The sequence below is a fragment of the Anatilimnocola floriformis genome (assembly GCF_024256385.1).
In the GTDB taxonomy this organism is placed as follows: domain Bacteria; phylum Planctomycetota; class Planctomycetia; order Pirellulales; family Pirellulaceae; genus Anatilimnocola; species Anatilimnocola floriformis.
This window is the reverse complement of the sequence record NZ_JAMLFW010000001.1, coordinates 363,185-377,026: the sequence shown is the minus strand read 5'-3', so window position 1 is coordinate 377,026 and position 13,842 is coordinate 363,185. Positions and strand designations below refer to the sequence as shown.

Sequence of the window (13,842 nt, the reverse complement as noted above, 5' to 3'; positions counted from 1 at the left end):
GCTATCATCGAACAGATGAAGGATGAGAAAAATCCCGACCGAATTTCTGATGCCGCCGAGCCGGCTGGGCCGCCGCTGCGCGTGCTGATTGTCGACAACGATCAAGCCCTCGCCTACACGATGGAAGAGAGCCTGACCAAGGTTGGGCATCCCTGCACCGTCGCCACTTCCGGCCAGGAAGGGGCGCGCAAGATCGAGACCGATAATTTCGACATCATCGTCACCGACCTGATGATGAACGACGTCGACGGCATGGAAATTCTGAACCGCGCCCGCCAAGCCTTGCCCGACGCGCAGGTCATCATGGTCACTGGCCATGCGACCATCAGCCGGGCCGTGGAAGCGATGCAGCACGGCGCGTTCAATTTTCTCGAAAAGCCGATCACGCCGAACAAACTGCGAGCCGTGGTCGAGAAGGCCGTCGAGTCCGTCCGCCTCAAGCAGCAGAACACCGAGCTGCAGGGCCGCCTCGACGAAAAGTTCGGCTTCGAGGGGATCATCTACGCCAGCGACAAGATGAAGCAGGTCATCGACCGCCTGAAGCGGATCGCCCCGACCGACGCCAGCGTCCTGATCACCGGCGAAAGCGGCACGGGCAAGGAAGTCATCGCCCAAGCCTTGCATCAAAACAGCCCGCGCAAAGGGAAACGGATCGTCGCCCTCAACTGCGCCGCCGTGGCCGAGAACCTGGTCGAGAGTGAACTCTTCGGCCATGTGAAAGGTGCTTACACCGACGCCGTTGCCGATCGCCAGGGCGCATTCGAATACGCCAACGGCGGAACCCTGTTCCTCGATGAAATCGGCGACATGCCGTTGCCGACGCAGATCAAATTGCTCCGCGTGCTGGAAGATGGTTTGATCACGCGCGTCGGCGATAACAAGACGACCAAGGTCAACGTGCGGATGGTTTCCGCCACCAATCGCAGCCTGGAAGATGCCATCAAAGCCGGCACGTTCCGCAACGATCTTTACTTCCGCCTCAAGGTCGTCACGATCCACTTGCCGCCACTGCGCGAGCGCCGCGAAGACATCGTGCCGCTCACCGATCACTTCCGCCGGCAGTTTGCTCGCCGCCATCACAAGACGATCAAAAGCGTTTCGCCGGCTGCGACCAAACGTCTCTACGCCTACGACTGGCCCGGCAACGTCCGTCAGCTCCGCAATGCCATCGACGCGATGGTCGTGCTCGATCAGGACGGCATTCTCGATGTCGATGACCTGCCACCCGAGCTGATGGATGAATCGTTCACGCCGGCAGCCACGGCGAACATCGCCGGTGGCGGCCCACTCGAGCTGGTCGGCAAAACGATGGACGACATCGAACGCTGGGCCATCGAGCAAACGCTGACCCTCACCAGCGGCAACCGCGAAGAAGCCGCCCGCATCCTCGATATCGGCGCCCGCACGCTCTATCGCAAGCTAGAGAAATACCAGTCGGGCGACGACGGCGGCAAGCAGGAGTTGGCGACGGAAGAGTGAGGCGGGGGCTGGGGGCTAGGAACTGGGGGCTAGGAACTGGGGGCTAGGAACTGGGGGCTGGGGTAGAGGCAGAAGGAAATTGCATTGGTAATGCTCCCTCGCCCCGCTGCGGGGAGAGGGTTGGGGTGAGGGGTCGAAGCGGCAGAAGTCGCGGCTACTTCGCATTCGAGATTCAGGAGTCGGATTTCAGGAAGAAGCATATGACGCAACTATTCGACACTCGACTCCCGACCTCTGATCCGCGACCTGCCTCCCCTCGCATCATCCGCCAACTTCCCCAAAGCGTCATCAACAAGATCGCCGCGGGCGAAGTCATCGAGCGACCGGCCAGCGTCGTCAAAGAGCTTCTCGAAAACGCCCTCGATGCCGGCAGCACACGGATCGATGTCTCGCTGGGCCAAGGCGGCCTCGATCTGATTCGCGTCACCGACAACGGCTGCGGCCTGTCGCCGGAACAAATGCCGCTGGCTCTCGCCAGTCATGCGACGAGCAAGATTCACGACGCCGATGATCTGTTCAGCGTCGGCACGTTCGGTTTCCGTGGTGAAGCGTTGGCCTCGATTGCGGAGGTCAGTCATCTTCGCCTCCGCAGTCGGCCGCACGACAGCGAGCAAGCGCACGAGCTCGAAGTCATCGGCGGCAAAAGTTCGCCGCTGACTCCCTGCGGCGCGGCGCCGGGCACGATGCTGGAAATTCGCAATTTGTTTTTCAATACGCCGGTCCGCCGCAAGTTCATGCGGGCTTCGCAAACCGAAATCGGTCATTGCAGCGAAGCCTTCACTCGCATCGCGCTCGCGCACGAGCGGGTTCACTTCACGCTGCGGCACAACGACCGCACGCTGTTCGATTTGCCGCCGGTGGCTGATTGGCGCGAGCGGATCGCCGCCCTCTGTGGCCGAGATCTCGAACGGGGTTTGATCGCGGTCAGCAGCACCGATGGGGCGGTGCAGCTCGACGGCTTCGTCTGCGATCCGCAGTTCAGCCGGTCGAACAACCGGATGCAGTACATCTTTCTCAACGGTCGGCACATTCGCGATCGTTCGCTGCAGCACGCCCTCGGCGAATCCTTTCGCGGCCTGCTCCTGCATGGCCGGTTCCCCATCGGCTTTCTCCGCCTGAACATGCCGGCCGATAGCGTCGATGTGAACGTTCATCCAACGAAACTCGAGGTCCGCTTTCAAGACAGCGGCCGCATTTACTCGCTCGTCCTGGGCTCGATCCGCAAACGCTTCCTCGCCACCGACCTCACTGCCAAGGTCCGCAGCGGCAGCAGCGAAGATCAAGACGCCCTCGCGGTCGGCCTCAATCCAGCGGCCCTCGATCAACATCGCCGCGAACTGGTCGACTGGGCCAAAGGCGCTCTCGATGCCAGCGCCGCGAACCTGCAGCCGACTACCACGAGCACCGCCGTGCTCGACGACGAAGCCCAAGGCTCGCTCGATCTGCAGTACGAACGAACTTCGCCCGAGTTGCAGCTCAATGCCCTCGATCGGAGTTGGCCCGCCGCCGGCAACGAACCAACGACGCTGCCGCAACCGTTGGGCCACTCGCCACAGCGCCCCGCGCCGGCCTTTGTCGCTGCACCCAGCATCAGCCATCTCGGTTTTCAAATCCACAATCGCTACCTCGTCACCCAAACCGACGAGGGGATGTGTGTCATCGATCAGCACGCCCTGCACGAGCGGATCTTGTACGAACAAGTCCGGGCCAAGGTGATGAGCGGCAAGCTCGAATGCCAACGGCTGCTCGTTCCCGAGCCGGTCACGCTCCCTCCCAACGAGGTCGCCGCCGCCCTCGAAAACAAAGCCATCCTCTCCCAGCTCGGCATGGAAGTGGAACCCTTCGGCGGCGACACGGTCCTCCTCAGCAGCTATCCCGCGATGCTCGCCAACCTGGGCCCTGCCGAAATGCTCCGCCAGGTCGTCGACCAAATCGTCAGCGGCGGCAAAAGCCCCGACCGCCGCGACCTGCTGAACGACCTCCTCAACATGATCGCCTGCAAAGCGGCCATCAAAGCCGGCGACCGCCTCGCCCCGGAAGAAATCACCGCCCTCCTCGAACAGCGCGAGCACTACGCCGACACCCACCACTGCCCGCACGGCCGACCGACCGCGCTGGTCTTTACGCGCGAGGAACTCGATCGGCGATTTAAGAGGACGTAAGTCGGAGAGGCGAGGTGCGGGGTGCGCGAGGCGAGAGGAAAGCAGGATCCGCGTAGCCTGAAGCCATGCTTCGGGCAGAGCGAAAACAAGGTTGGCTCGCAGGTTGCGGACTTGCTTTAGCTAAACACACCGGCGTTATCCGAGCTTAATGCCGCATGAACTGCACGATCGATAGTCTTCTGTAATAAATAGTGCGATCGGCGCTAGGATAAGACAGAAGAGCAGCAAAACAACGAATACCACCCAGCCTGCGGTTGAGATTCTTTTGTTAACCCGTGGCGGCACGGTCGTGTGACAGAACGGACACGAGAATTTCCCCCGCGTCGTCAATGTCATGGTAGGGGCGGGAAAACCTGAAGCCGGATAACTCTGTTCCGGAAAAACCTGTGCTGCGTAGCTCGGTGCAGGATAGCTCTGCGCGGCAAATCCTTGTGCGGAAAATCCGGCCTGTCCCGGCATTGTGAATTGCCCGTGGCAACTCGGGCATTGTGCGAGCGTGCCGGGCGCGATTCCGGCGCCAGTAATCGGCGTCGCGCAGTGCGGGCAGGCAAAGGTCTCAATGGCCTGCGGCCTCTGCGGGGGAGGTGGAGCAGGCAGTGCTGGAGGTAATGGCGGCGGCATCGAGGATGGATATGACGGCAGGCCGGCCTCCTGCGTTAGCATCACCACGAAGATATCTTGGCAATAAGGGCACTTTGCCTTCTTGCCATGAGTTAATTTGTCCGATTGTAATGATTTCGAGCAGTTGGGGCAGGCAATAGTTGGCATGAAAACTCTCGACGTACACTTCTCGACTCCGGCTCAAGCCTTGAGAGTATACGCTAAGCCGCTCATCAAATCACATAGTTTTGGCAAGTCACGTCGGCCACTACTCACTGCTGCTTTAGTCACTCTCAAAATAAAGGCCTCCGTAGCTGGTGTTGTTAATTGGCGGGGTGGCATGGGTTCTACCCATGTCTGGTCGACATTTTCGGGCGTGGGTAAAGTGCAACGTTTGGTGGTGTGCGCGCCGTTCTGAGGTAAGGCTGAGCTGCGCGGGCAGGTGAATTTGAGTTGAGTTGCGGCTAACTTGGCCATGCCACCCAAAGCTGCGGGGACGAGCAGTCGCGACGGAAGCGAGAAAGACATTGCACATGCGGACGTCTTGGATCGTGCAGACCAATGTCGTCGATGATTCGCCGTCGCCGGGGTTGTTGCGACAGGCTTGCGCGACGGGTGGTTATCCGTTTTACGAAATCGCCGTGATCGCCGGAGCGAAGGAGTTGCCGGCAATGCCGCCAGTGAGCGGACCACTGGTGTTGCATGGCAGGACGACGCTAATCTTGCGAGCGCTGGAAAGTCCTGTTTGGCGGCGCCGCATTTTTTTCGAGCCAGCGCACTTTTGCCACCGCGCTTATGTTGAGGGTTGGGGCGATCGTGTGTTGAATGCTGCCGCCCGCATCACCACTTGGGAAAAGTTTATTGCGGAGGCTCATACCGAGGCAGAACTGTTCTTTCTCAAACCCAACGATGATCTCAAGCAATTCACTGGCGGCGTGCAGACTTTTGGTCAGGCCCTGGCTCTTTTTCAACACTGGCAGCAGCGTGGATGGCCAGTTGTTGGAACCGAAGTCGTGGTCGCAAGGCCCAGTGAGATTGATGCGGAATGGCGTCTGTTTGTGGTTGAGGGTCGTGTTATCACCGGCAGCATGTATCGCCCGTCGGCTACACGCGATGTGCCTAGAGAGGCCATTGAAATCGTCGAAAATGCCGTAGCCTGCTTCTCGCCAGCACCCGTCTTTGCTCTGGACATTTGCCGCTGCCAAGGTGAATGGAAAATCGTCGAAGCCAACTGCTTTAACGGCAGCCGCTTTTACCTCTCCGATGTACAACGCTTGGTAGAAGCGATTTCGGAGTTTCAGGAACGCGAATCGTGAGCCCTTCGGGCGAACACACTGCGTCTGCTGGGTGGCGCGGCGTGTCGCTCACGCATACACCGTACGCGCCGCAGTTTGCAACGCAGCGAGTTGCTGGACGTATGGCGACGCTCCATAGCTGATGCGTGCAACGCCAAGCTTCGCGAGAGTGGTACTCGTCGGCGTGGCATCGGTCATGAGGATGTTGATCGGCAACGGCGCAGCGGTGCAGATTTCGGCGATGGACGATTCGGTTTTCAAGCCGGGAAGGAATAGTCCTGAGGCACCGGCTGCGGCGTAGGATTTGGCGCGCTGCAGGGCCGCGGCGACCGTGCCGCCGGCTTCGCCTTGCTCGCCGAAGAAGACGTCGGAGCGGGCGTTGATGAAGAGGGGGACGTTTCGCTTGTCGGCGGCTGCCCGGATGACGGCGATGCGTTGCGACTGACGCTCGAGCGACACCAGCCCCTTCCCTTGCACCACGCGGTCTTCGAAGTTGATGCCGACGATCCCCATTTCGAGCAGCTGCGAAATATGGCCGGCCAGCGTTTCGTCGTTGTCGCTGTAGCCTCCCTCGAAATCAACCGTGACCGGCAGCTCGGTCGTCGCCGTGATGCGGGCCACAATCTGCGACAAGAGTGCGAACGGAATCGACTCACCGTCGCGATAGCCCTGAGCTTCAGCCACCGCCCAACTGCTCGTGGCGATCGCTTGGGCACCCGCCGCAGCGACCGCTTTCGCCGAGCCGGCATCCCAGGCGTTGAAGAGGATCACGGGATTGCCGCGAGCGTGCAGAGTGGCGAAATGAGCTGCTTTTTCGTGCTGATTCATCGTAAAGCCTCCGGCCTTAAAGATCGATACAGACCTGTCTGTTTTTAACGATACAGACTTGTCTGTATCCAGACAAGTGGCAGCGCGGTAGAATCTCTCAATGGGAGACGAGACTCCCGCCGAGCCGTGGTCACGAGTCAGCGGTTGCCGGGCGGCGAACGATCCACCGGTGCGGCTCGGCGTGAGCCTCGTCCTCCCTAAATCCGTGCTGCGTAAAGCCTGAGATTGACGAGCCATGCCGAAAGACAATCCGCCTACCACCAATGAAGTTCGCGAGCGAATCCTCGCCACAGCGACGGAACTGTTTTATCAGCAGGGCATCCGGGCCGTCGGTGTCGATCTGGTCGTGCAGCAAGCGGGCGTGGCCAAGACGAGTTTGTATCGGCACTTTCGGACCAAGGACGATTTGGTGGTCGCGTTCCTCGAGCACATGGATCGCGAGTTTTGGAAGACGTGGGACACGGTCGCGGCCCAGCACCCAGACGACGCCCGCGGCGAACTGCAGGCCCACGTCGATTGGATTGCCGACCGCGTCGAAAAGTTGGATTACCGCGGCTGTCCTCAGCTCAACATCGCGGCTGAGTTTCCGCAGATCGATCACCCCGCCCGCCTGGTCGCGCAAGCGCACAAACGAGAACTGCGCCGGCGTTTGAAAGCGCTGGCCGAACGACTCGGTTGCGCCGAGCCGAACGAAGTCGCTGGCCAATTGGCAGTCCTCCTCAACGGCGCCTTCGTCAGCACCCCCATGTATGAACCGGGCGAAACGCGCTCGCTCCTGCAGCACGCCTCAAACGCGTTGATCGTAGCGCAGTCGCAGAGCTAAAGCTTTCTGCTTGGGTGGCACGGCGTGTACTCACCCGTGTCGTCGTCGGCTATTCTCGCGAGATGCAGTTGAGAGAGTGCAGTTGGAACTCGTGCCCTTCTGAGGTAACGTCGCTGCGCCGCGCGCGGCAGCATTGAGTTGAGTTCGAGGTAATTGTCGTAGGAGGCGAACTCGAGATTGCCGTCGACTATTCCTCCTCGGCTTTCAAGCGTTCCCTTTCCAATCGCCATTTTTCTCGTTCTAGTTCTTCTTCCTTGGTGATGGTGGCCAGTGTTTTCACACTCGAGAACTTTGCGGCAGGGATCTCTCGAATTGCGTGCGGCAGGATCACGCCGTACACCACTTCGCCCTTCCCATTCTTTTCAGCTTGGAGGATGAGGACGCGAAGCGGATCGCCGAACTCAGATTCTTTGGCTCCCAACTCGGTTTCCAAAAACTCCGCTTTGAATTCCCCGAACAACGGAAGTTCCGTTTTAATGGTCGACCCTTTCCCGTCCAACTCAAACAGAGCGAGGCCGCGCTTCACATCGTCGGCAGAGGCTGCATGATCGAGGGGTTTGATATTCGGTGCGAAGGGTCGCGCGCGACGGGCACCAAGAATTCTTGCCTCATGATTATTCAACCGCCGATATCGCCCCGCGAATCTATCCAAGACTTCTTTCATGCCAGCGAGCCTTGCATCGTTGTCTTTCAATAAGGGGTGGCAGAGGGGCAAGCCGAGCACTAGCTCATTCAATTTTTTGGCTGCCAAATCCAAGTGACGCTCGGGAGCATGGTAGAGATAGCCTGCTTTTTGGAGAAAAACGGGGACAGGTTCGGAGCTGGAACTCCCTTTCTTTTTCCAGTGCAAATCGTCGCCGCTGATCGAGAACGATCCTTCCGTAAGCAGTTCATTGTTCAGCTCTTGGCGCAAGATTGACAGAAAATAAGGTCGTTCGAACCAGCGCGGAGAGTCGCTCCACATACTAGGGCTGGTCTCAATCACCGCACGCTTCACCAGGGCGTGGTACGGGTGGTTCACGTCACAAAGCGACTGGAGCGCCGCCTCTGTCTCCGGGATTTCGGCGAGCGACAGGAAGTGCACGATCGTATCCAGTTCCCGCACTGCTGGCTGCGGATTGAGATTGGGTTCATCTGGCGGAAGCGGGATCTTGCCGAGACGAAATTCGGCCGCGTATTCTCGCAGGGGCGCCGACTCACCCAATCGATGTGCCGTAAACGCCCAGTTCCGCCGCATCCGCGCCGACTTCGCAGCCGTGGCCCGCTCTGCTAATTGCGGGGCAATCCGGCGGTCGTTCAATACGAGCAGGTCGCCAACGTACTCTTCTGCGGCGTCGCCGTTGTCTGCAATTTCGTCATCCATTGCCGCTACGATTGCTTCAGCGACTGTCGGATCGCGAAACTTGGTCAGGACGGGATTTTTCGCTTCGCGTTCCTTTTCGTACGGATTTAGATAACGCCAGCCGAACTCTAAGCCAGAGTCAAAGTAAGCGAGATTATACGCGGCTTCTCTGCGTAAACTGGTGGACGCTTTCTTGTCGGTCAGCACCAGCATCATCCGCTCGTCAATCGCTCGCTTCCCATTTTCCTGCCAATAGGCTCGCAACCGTTTAGCCACGCGGCTACTGGCGCCATCTCCTTGGGCGGTAAAGTTGTCTCCAGTGGAATGCGTTTCGAAAAGCCTCATCTGCAGAATCCGTTGCAGCGCGTGCACGGCGGCTTCGCGTGTGCTCAGCACTGTGCCCGAGACCCACGGCCGCCAGAAGTGAATGGACCGCGTGAGGCGCTGATCCCTTTCCAGAACCGTGATCAGGGCCTCCACGGCTGGATCACCAATGCGTACCAACTCGGCTACGCGATAATCCTCCGTCAACTCCACATGCCCCGGAAAAGAAAACTGCACCACATCGACTTCATCCAAGCTGTCGATCAAGTATTGGATTCGCTTCTCGAGTTCCCAGGTTTGAAAGCCCTTAGGGAGCGACTTTGTCGGCTTCTTTCCGAGCGTCCCTGCTGCCTGGCGACGCTTCAGATCAGCAACGAGGGCCTTCACATCGCCTCCTTGCTTCAATAGTTTCTCGCCTTCTTGGAGCGCGCTTTCATCTTCGCGCGACATAAACTTATGCTGGATGCTTTGCAGGCTGGCTTGCCGCGCATCCTCTTCATCGCCTCGCACAAATGGTTGCCATGCAAAGACAAAGATCAGCATCGCAAGGACTGAAGACTGGCGCATACCTGGCTCCTGATAGGGATTGCCGGTTACATCCTGTTTACGCTCGACGGGTTCTGGAACCCAATTATGGTACGCCATTACAGCTTTGGGTGGCACGGCGTGTACTCACCCGTGTCTTCGTCGGCTATTCTCGCGAGATGCAGTTGAGGGAGTGCAGCTAGAACTCGTGCCCTTCTGAGGTAACGTCGCTGCGCCGCGTGTGGCAGCCTTGAGTTGAGTTCTGCTTGCCTTTGCCAGGGTAGTGAGGGATCAACTGGATGCGGCCGTGCGCGGCGCCCACGGCGCGCGAAAATGGCTTACACAGACACGGGTGAGTACACGCCGTGCACCTCCCCAGAGCCGGCGACTCATTTCTCGGAGACACTGCAATGCAGAAGTTGATGCTGGCGTTTTTCATGCTGCTCGCGATGGGCTTGCCGTGCGGGGCCGAGGAGTGGCGGGCCCTGTTCAATGGCAAGGATTTGACCGGGTGGCGGGCCAACAATGATCCGGAGTCGTTTAAGGTGGTCGATGGTGTGTTGCGGGTGCAGGCCAGTGGCAAGACGAGCGCGCACCTGTTTGTGGTCGATGCCGAGAAGAAAGAACTCGAGCGGTTTAAGAATTTTGAACTCGAAGTGGTCGCGCGGGCCGAGCCGGACTCGAACGGCGGGATTTTTGTGCATACCGATATGAGCACACGCGATGCTCAGCTGCACCTGGCCCAGGGATATGAAGTGCAGCTCAATAGCTCGGCGAAAGAGAAGCGGAAGACCGGCAGCCTGTATGCCATCGTCGATCGCGACGAGTCGCCAGTGGACGAAACGGAGTGGTTCACGACGAAGGTGGTCGTGCGCGACAAGCGAATCACCATCGCCGTCAACGGCAAGGAACTGGTCGACTACACCGAGCCCGCCGATGTTGAACGCCCCAAGGAACGGGCAGGCCGGCGCTTCGCCGCCGATGGCAACGGCATCGCGCTGCAAGCCCACGATGCGAAGAGCGTTTGGTACTTCAAAGAGATCCGCGTGCGACGGTTGCCGTAGTTGGCGACGGAAAATAGCCCCTCAAGCGTCGCAGTTGGCATAGCGCGTATTCTGGCATCTGCTGAGAAAAATAGACTTGCCCAATTAGTGGACAAGTGTATAACACACATTGGCGCGATTGGTGTTTTGCTCATTCACAATTTGGTTGTCGGAAACCACCCTGCACTGCCAAGCCCATAGTCTTGAGGAAGGGCTTCAGCATGGCAGTTGTTGTGGTAATGGGAAGCGAAGTTGTGGAGCAACAACGAATTGTTGTGGCCGCAAAAGGTGGAAAAATAAGGGTTGTGAGTTAGTGGGCGACGGCAAGTCGCTGCAGGCGAGTGGCTTGTGGCGAGCGTGATGTGCGCAACACTTAACAACAACATCGTCATCAGGTGTTGTGAAAATATTGTGAAAAATCGACGATTTGGAGCGTAAGTGGTGGCTGGGCAATCGCTTTCAGCGAATGCGATCCATCCGCACAAGTGTTGTAGATTCTGACGCAAAGGAAAGCTAAGGGAAGAGTGCCCGACGATTCGCAGGTGCAAAGGCAGGTGGCAAAAACCCTGTTGGTCGGTTGGTGCGGAGGCTACGATGGGCGTTTCGTTTTTTCAACTTGGCTACGCTCCCATGATGAAGTCGCCTGCTTTTTGGTCCGCGCTGCTCGCGTTTGTTTTTTTACTGGCGATGTCGCAGCCAATCGCAGCCCAGGACGGGGCCGCTCACGCCGAGTTGCAGCAAAAGATTGCCGAGATGGGGCCGACGCTGCCGCTAATCACGGTGCTGCCGTTCGTTTTGCTGCTGCTCTGCATTGCTGTTTTGCCGCTGTATGCAGCGCACTGGTGGGAGAGCAATGTCCATAAGGCCTATGTCGTGGTGGGGCTGTCGGCGCCGTTGATGGCGTACTTGGTTGCCATGCACTGGGCGGGCGGGCATGTGCTGGTCGAGCAGTTGAGGGAATACATTTCGTTCATGATCTTGCTGGCCGCGCTGTATGTGATCAGCGGCGGCATTTATGTGCGAGGTTCGCTCAACGGCACGCCGCTGGCGAATACTGCGCTGCTGGGTCTCGGGGCGATCGTCGCCAGTTTCATTGGCACGACCGGCGCGTCGGTGCTCCTCATCAGGCCGCTGCTGCGAGCAAACAAGACGCGGCAAAACGTGGCGCATATTGTGGTGTTCTTTATTTTCGTGGTATCGAACTGCGGCGGCTTGCTCACGCCGCTGGGCGATCCGCCGCTGTTCATGGGTTTTCTCAAAGGCGTGCCGTTCGAATGGACGATCGTTAACCTCTGGCAGCAATGGTTGCTGGTGAACGTGCTGTTGCTCGTCATTTTTAATGTCTGGGATCAGATTGTCTTCGCACGGGAAGAAAAAGAACGCCCTGGTTCGCAGCTCGAAGAAGTGATGAAGCACGAGCCGATCGGCGTTTCTGGCGGCTTGAACTTTCTATTTCTGCTCGGCGTCGTGGCGACGATCTATTGCTCGGGAAATGTAAAGCTTCCGGGCAACCAACCTTGGCCATGGGGAATGCAGCAAGGCATTATGGCAGGCCTGGCGATCGCGGCTTATCTGACGACGGCGAACGAAAACCGCGCGCAGAACAAATTCACGTTCGGGCCGATCATCGAAGTGGCCGTCCTCTTCATCGGCATCTTCATCACGATGGCCCCGGCTTTGCTGATTCTGAATGCTTGGGGCCAGCCTGAGGGTGGCCGTGAAATTCTCGGCGTGAAGTTCGGCATGCGCGAGCCGTGGCAGTTCTTTTGGGTCAGCGGCGCTCTGTCGAGCTTTCTCGATAACGCGCCAACCTACATGACGATGGCTGCCACCGCGTGCGGCTTGAACGGTGTTGCCGCTGAAGGGAGCGACTACCTGAAGACCTTCCTCGCCCAAGGTCCCACCGCGGTTCGCCTGCTCAAGGCGATTTCCTGCGGAGCGGTCTTCATGGGCGCCAACACCTACATCGGCAACGGCCCGAACTTTATGGTGAAAGCGATTGCCGAGGAAAACAACGTGCGGATGCCGAGCTTCTTCGGCTATATGCTGTACAGCTGCGGCGTGTTGATTCCGATTTTCGTGCTCGTGACGTTCGTGTTCTTCAGGGGATAAGCATGAGCAGCGCTTCAGGAAATGCCGCCAGTTCCGGCGGCCTATTTCGCTTCGGACTGGGCCCGGCCATCATCGCCGGCGCGGCGTGGATCATCTTTTGGAATGAAGGTGGCGAGGCGAAGACGCAGGCTCGCCTGGCCGAAGGCGCTGGTGCGGTTGTTTCGGTTGCAGCCGATAAAGCCGATCCGGCGAACGAAGGCAAGCTGGTGCATGTCGTCGGCGAGGTGAAGACCGACGAGTCGCTCCGCGATCCCGAGCTGATGGTTTCGTTGCCCGCGATCCGCCTGAAGCGCGACGTGCAGGTCTATCAGTGGCAAGAAACGGAGCAGCGCCGCGAAAATCCGAACGAACCCGACGGCAAAGCCGTGCCGCCGACGATCACCTATGAATACAACAAAGTCTGGAGCAGCGATCCCATCAAATCGGCCGACTTCAAAGAGCCGATGGGACACAGCAATCCGCCGATCCTACTCAGTGGCGACGAATGGAAGGCTGAACGAGTTACGCTCGGCGCGTTTGAATTAACCGGCGCGCAAAAGGGAAAGCTCTCGGCCAACACGCCGGTCGCACTCACCGAAAAACAAGCCAACGTCTCGCTGCCAGGTACTCGAGGGAAGTCGTACCGCAGCGAAGATCAACTCCTGTTGCGGCCGAATTACGCTGCTGCCGATGGGCCGAAAGCTAAACTGGAGCTCAGCGATCGGCCGCCCGAAGTGCTCACCGAACAGATCTTGAACGATCCGCAGATCGGCGACATCCGCGTGAAGTATTACGCCAGCCTGCCGAAGGAAATGACTGCCATCGGCAAACAAGTCGGCAACACGATCGTCCCCTATGAAGCAAAGGCCGGCGGATTCATTGACAAGTTTCTTAGCGGCCGGGAGTCACCTGAGCAACTCTTCTCGCGCGATAAGGCTTGGAGTTCCAACGGCACGTGGATCTTCCGCGTGATCTCGCTCGCCATCATATATGTCGGCGTGTTTCTGACGATGGCGCCGCTCACGATGTATGCCGCGTCGATCACGTGGTTGCAACCCATTGTGGCAGCTGGTGCGTTTTATATCCGGGCCGGTTTGACACTCGCGATTGCGGCGGCGCTGATCGGCGCGGCTTGGTTGTACTACCGGCCGGCGCTGGCGATCACCTTGTTCGTGATTGCCGGTGTGTTGCTGTTCGGCACGCTGTGCATCGTGTGGAGTGTGAGCCGCCGGCGAACAGCATGAACCTACTGGCGGCAGATTCGCGCCATCCGGCAATGTTGAGCGGCCGCTACACGGCAAACCGCAAGATCGTCGATATACTCGCGAAT

Annotated in this window: 11 protein-coding genes; 8 read left to right on the top strand and 3 right to left on the bottom strand. The window is 58.9% G+C overall.

The window, feature by feature from the left end; genetic code table 11:
* The first annotated feature begins 15 nt into the window (after positions 1-15).
* Positions 16-1,479, top strand: coding sequence for a sigma-54-dependent transcriptional regulator (locus tag M9Q49_RS01500; RefSeq protein WP_254506862.1), 1,464 nt, complete (start codon positions 16-18; stop codon positions 1,477-1,479).
* A gap of 200 nt (positions 1,480-1,679) precedes the next feature.
* The gene (gene mutL, locus M9Q49_RS01495; RefSeq protein WP_254506860.1) at positions 1,680-3,641 is read left to right on the top strand and encodes a DNA mismatch repair endonuclease MutL; all 1,962 of its coding nucleotides are present in this window, start codon (positions 1,680-1,682) and stop codon (positions 3,639-3,641) included.
* A gap of 135 nt (positions 3,642-3,776) precedes the next feature.
* Here the strand turns inward: mutL and M9Q49_RS01490 are convergent, their stop codons facing one another.
* On the bottom strand, positions 3,777-4,409 hold the full coding sequence (locus tag M9Q49_RS01490) for an LITAF-like zinc ribbon domain-containing protein (protein ID WP_254506858.1): 633 nt from the start codon (positions 4,407-4,409) through the stop codon (positions 3,777-3,779).
* Positions 4,410-4,882: 473 nt separating this feature from the next.
* Between M9Q49_RS01490 and M9Q49_RS01485 the strand changes: the two genes are divergently transcribed.
* Positions 4,883-5,557 carry an ATP-grasp domain-containing protein gene (locus tag M9Q49_RS01485; RefSeq protein WP_254506856.1) on the top strand — a complete coding sequence of 225 codons (675 nt, stop codon included), beginning with the start codon at positions 4,883-4,885 and terminating at the stop codon, positions 5,555-5,557.
* 48 nt (positions 5,558-5,605) lie between these two features.
* On the opposite strand, the gene M9Q49_RS01480 is transcribed toward M9Q49_RS01485, so the two are convergent.
* A complete protein-coding gene (locus tag M9Q49_RS01480) occupies positions 5,606-6,364 on the bottom strand; it encodes an isocitrate lyase/PEP mutase family protein (protein WP_254506854.1) in 759 nt (252 codons plus the stop codon).
* A 100-nt stretch (positions 6,365-6,464) separates the two neighbouring features.
* Here M9Q49_RS01480 and M9Q49_RS35315 point away from each other — a divergent pair, with 100 nt between their 5' ends.
* Positions 6,465-6,587 (top strand): hypothetical protein, encoded by a 123-nt coding sequence (locus M9Q49_RS35315; RefSeq protein WP_261365013.1) that lies wholly within the window; start codon positions 6,465-6,467, stop codon positions 6,585-6,587.
* A gap of 12 nt (positions 6,588-6,599) precedes the next feature.
* A complete protein-coding gene (locus tag M9Q49_RS01475) occupies positions 6,600-7,187 on the top strand; it encodes a TetR/AcrR family transcriptional regulator (RefSeq protein ID WP_254506852.1) in 588 nt (195 codons plus the stop codon).
* 187 nt (positions 7,188-7,374) lie between these two features.
* Here the strand turns inward: M9Q49_RS01475 and M9Q49_RS01470 are convergent, their stop codons facing one another.
* Positions 7,375-9,516 carry a hypothetical protein gene (locus tag M9Q49_RS01470; RefSeq protein ID WP_254506850.1) on the bottom strand — a complete coding sequence of 714 codons (2,142 nt, stop codon included), beginning with the start codon at positions 9,514-9,516 and terminating at the stop codon, positions 7,375-7,377.
* A 272-nt stretch (positions 9,517-9,788) separates the two neighbouring features.
* On the opposite strand from M9Q49_RS01470, the gene M9Q49_RS01465 reads away from it, so the two are divergent.
* The 3 genes from M9Q49_RS01465 to M9Q49_RS01455 all read left to right on the top strand — a co-directional run bounded on the left by M9Q49_RS01465 (position 9,789) and on the right by M9Q49_RS01455 (position 13,756).
* Complete coding sequence (locus M9Q49_RS01465) at positions 9,789-10,442, top strand: 3-keto-disaccharide hydrolase (protein WP_254506848.1); 654 nt, start codon at positions 9,789-9,791, stop codon at positions 10,440-10,442.
* A 573-nt stretch (positions 10,443-11,015) separates the two neighbouring features.
* Positions 11,016-12,533 (top strand): sodium:proton antiporter, encoded by a 1,518-nt coding sequence (locus M9Q49_RS01460; RefSeq protein ID WP_254506846.1) that lies wholly within the window; start codon positions 11,016-11,018, stop codon positions 12,531-12,533.
* Between the two features lie 2 nt (positions 12,534-12,535).
* Positions 12,536-13,756 carry a TMEM43 family protein gene (locus M9Q49_RS01455; protein ID WP_254506845.1) on the top strand — a complete coding sequence of 407 codons (1,221 nt, stop codon included), beginning with the start codon at positions 12,536-12,538 and terminating at the stop codon, positions 13,754-13,756.
* The last annotated feature ends 86 nt before the right edge of the window (positions 13,757-13,842 follow it).

Coding starts and splice junctions, on each gene's coding strand:
- M9Q49_RS01490 (WP_254506858.1), bottom strand. CDS start 4,409: ATGCCAACTATTGCCTGCCCCAACTGCTCGAAATCATTACAATCGGAC.
- M9Q49_RS01475 (WP_254506852.1), top strand. CDS start 6,600: ATGCCGAAAGACAATCCGCCTACCACCAATGAAGTTCGCGAGCGAATC.
- mutL (WP_254506860.1), top strand. CDS start 1,680: ATGACGCAACTATTCGACACTCGACTCCCGACCTCTGATCCGCGACCT.
- M9Q49_RS35315 (WP_261365013.1), top strand. CDS start 6,465: ATGGGAGACGAGACTCCCGCCGAGCCGTGGTCACGAGTCAGCGGTTGC.
- M9Q49_RS01460 (WP_254506846.1), top strand. CDS start 11,016: ATGGGCGTTTCGTTTTTTCAACTTGGCTACGCTCCCATGATGAAGTCG.
- M9Q49_RS01500 (WP_254506862.1), top strand. CDS start 16: ATGAAGGATGAGAAAAATCCCGACCGAATTTCTGATGCCGCCGAGCCG.
- M9Q49_RS01465 (WP_254506848.1), top strand. CDS start 9,789: ATGCAGAAGTTGATGCTGGCGTTTTTCATGCTGCTCGCGATGGGCTTG.
- M9Q49_RS01480 (WP_254506854.1), bottom strand. CDS start 6,364: ATGAATCAGCACGAAAAAGCAGCTCATTTCGCCACTCTGCACGCTCGC.
- M9Q49_RS01455 (WP_254506845.1), top strand. CDS start 12,536: ATGAGCAGCGCTTCAGGAAATGCCGCCAGTTCCGGCGGCCTATTTCGC.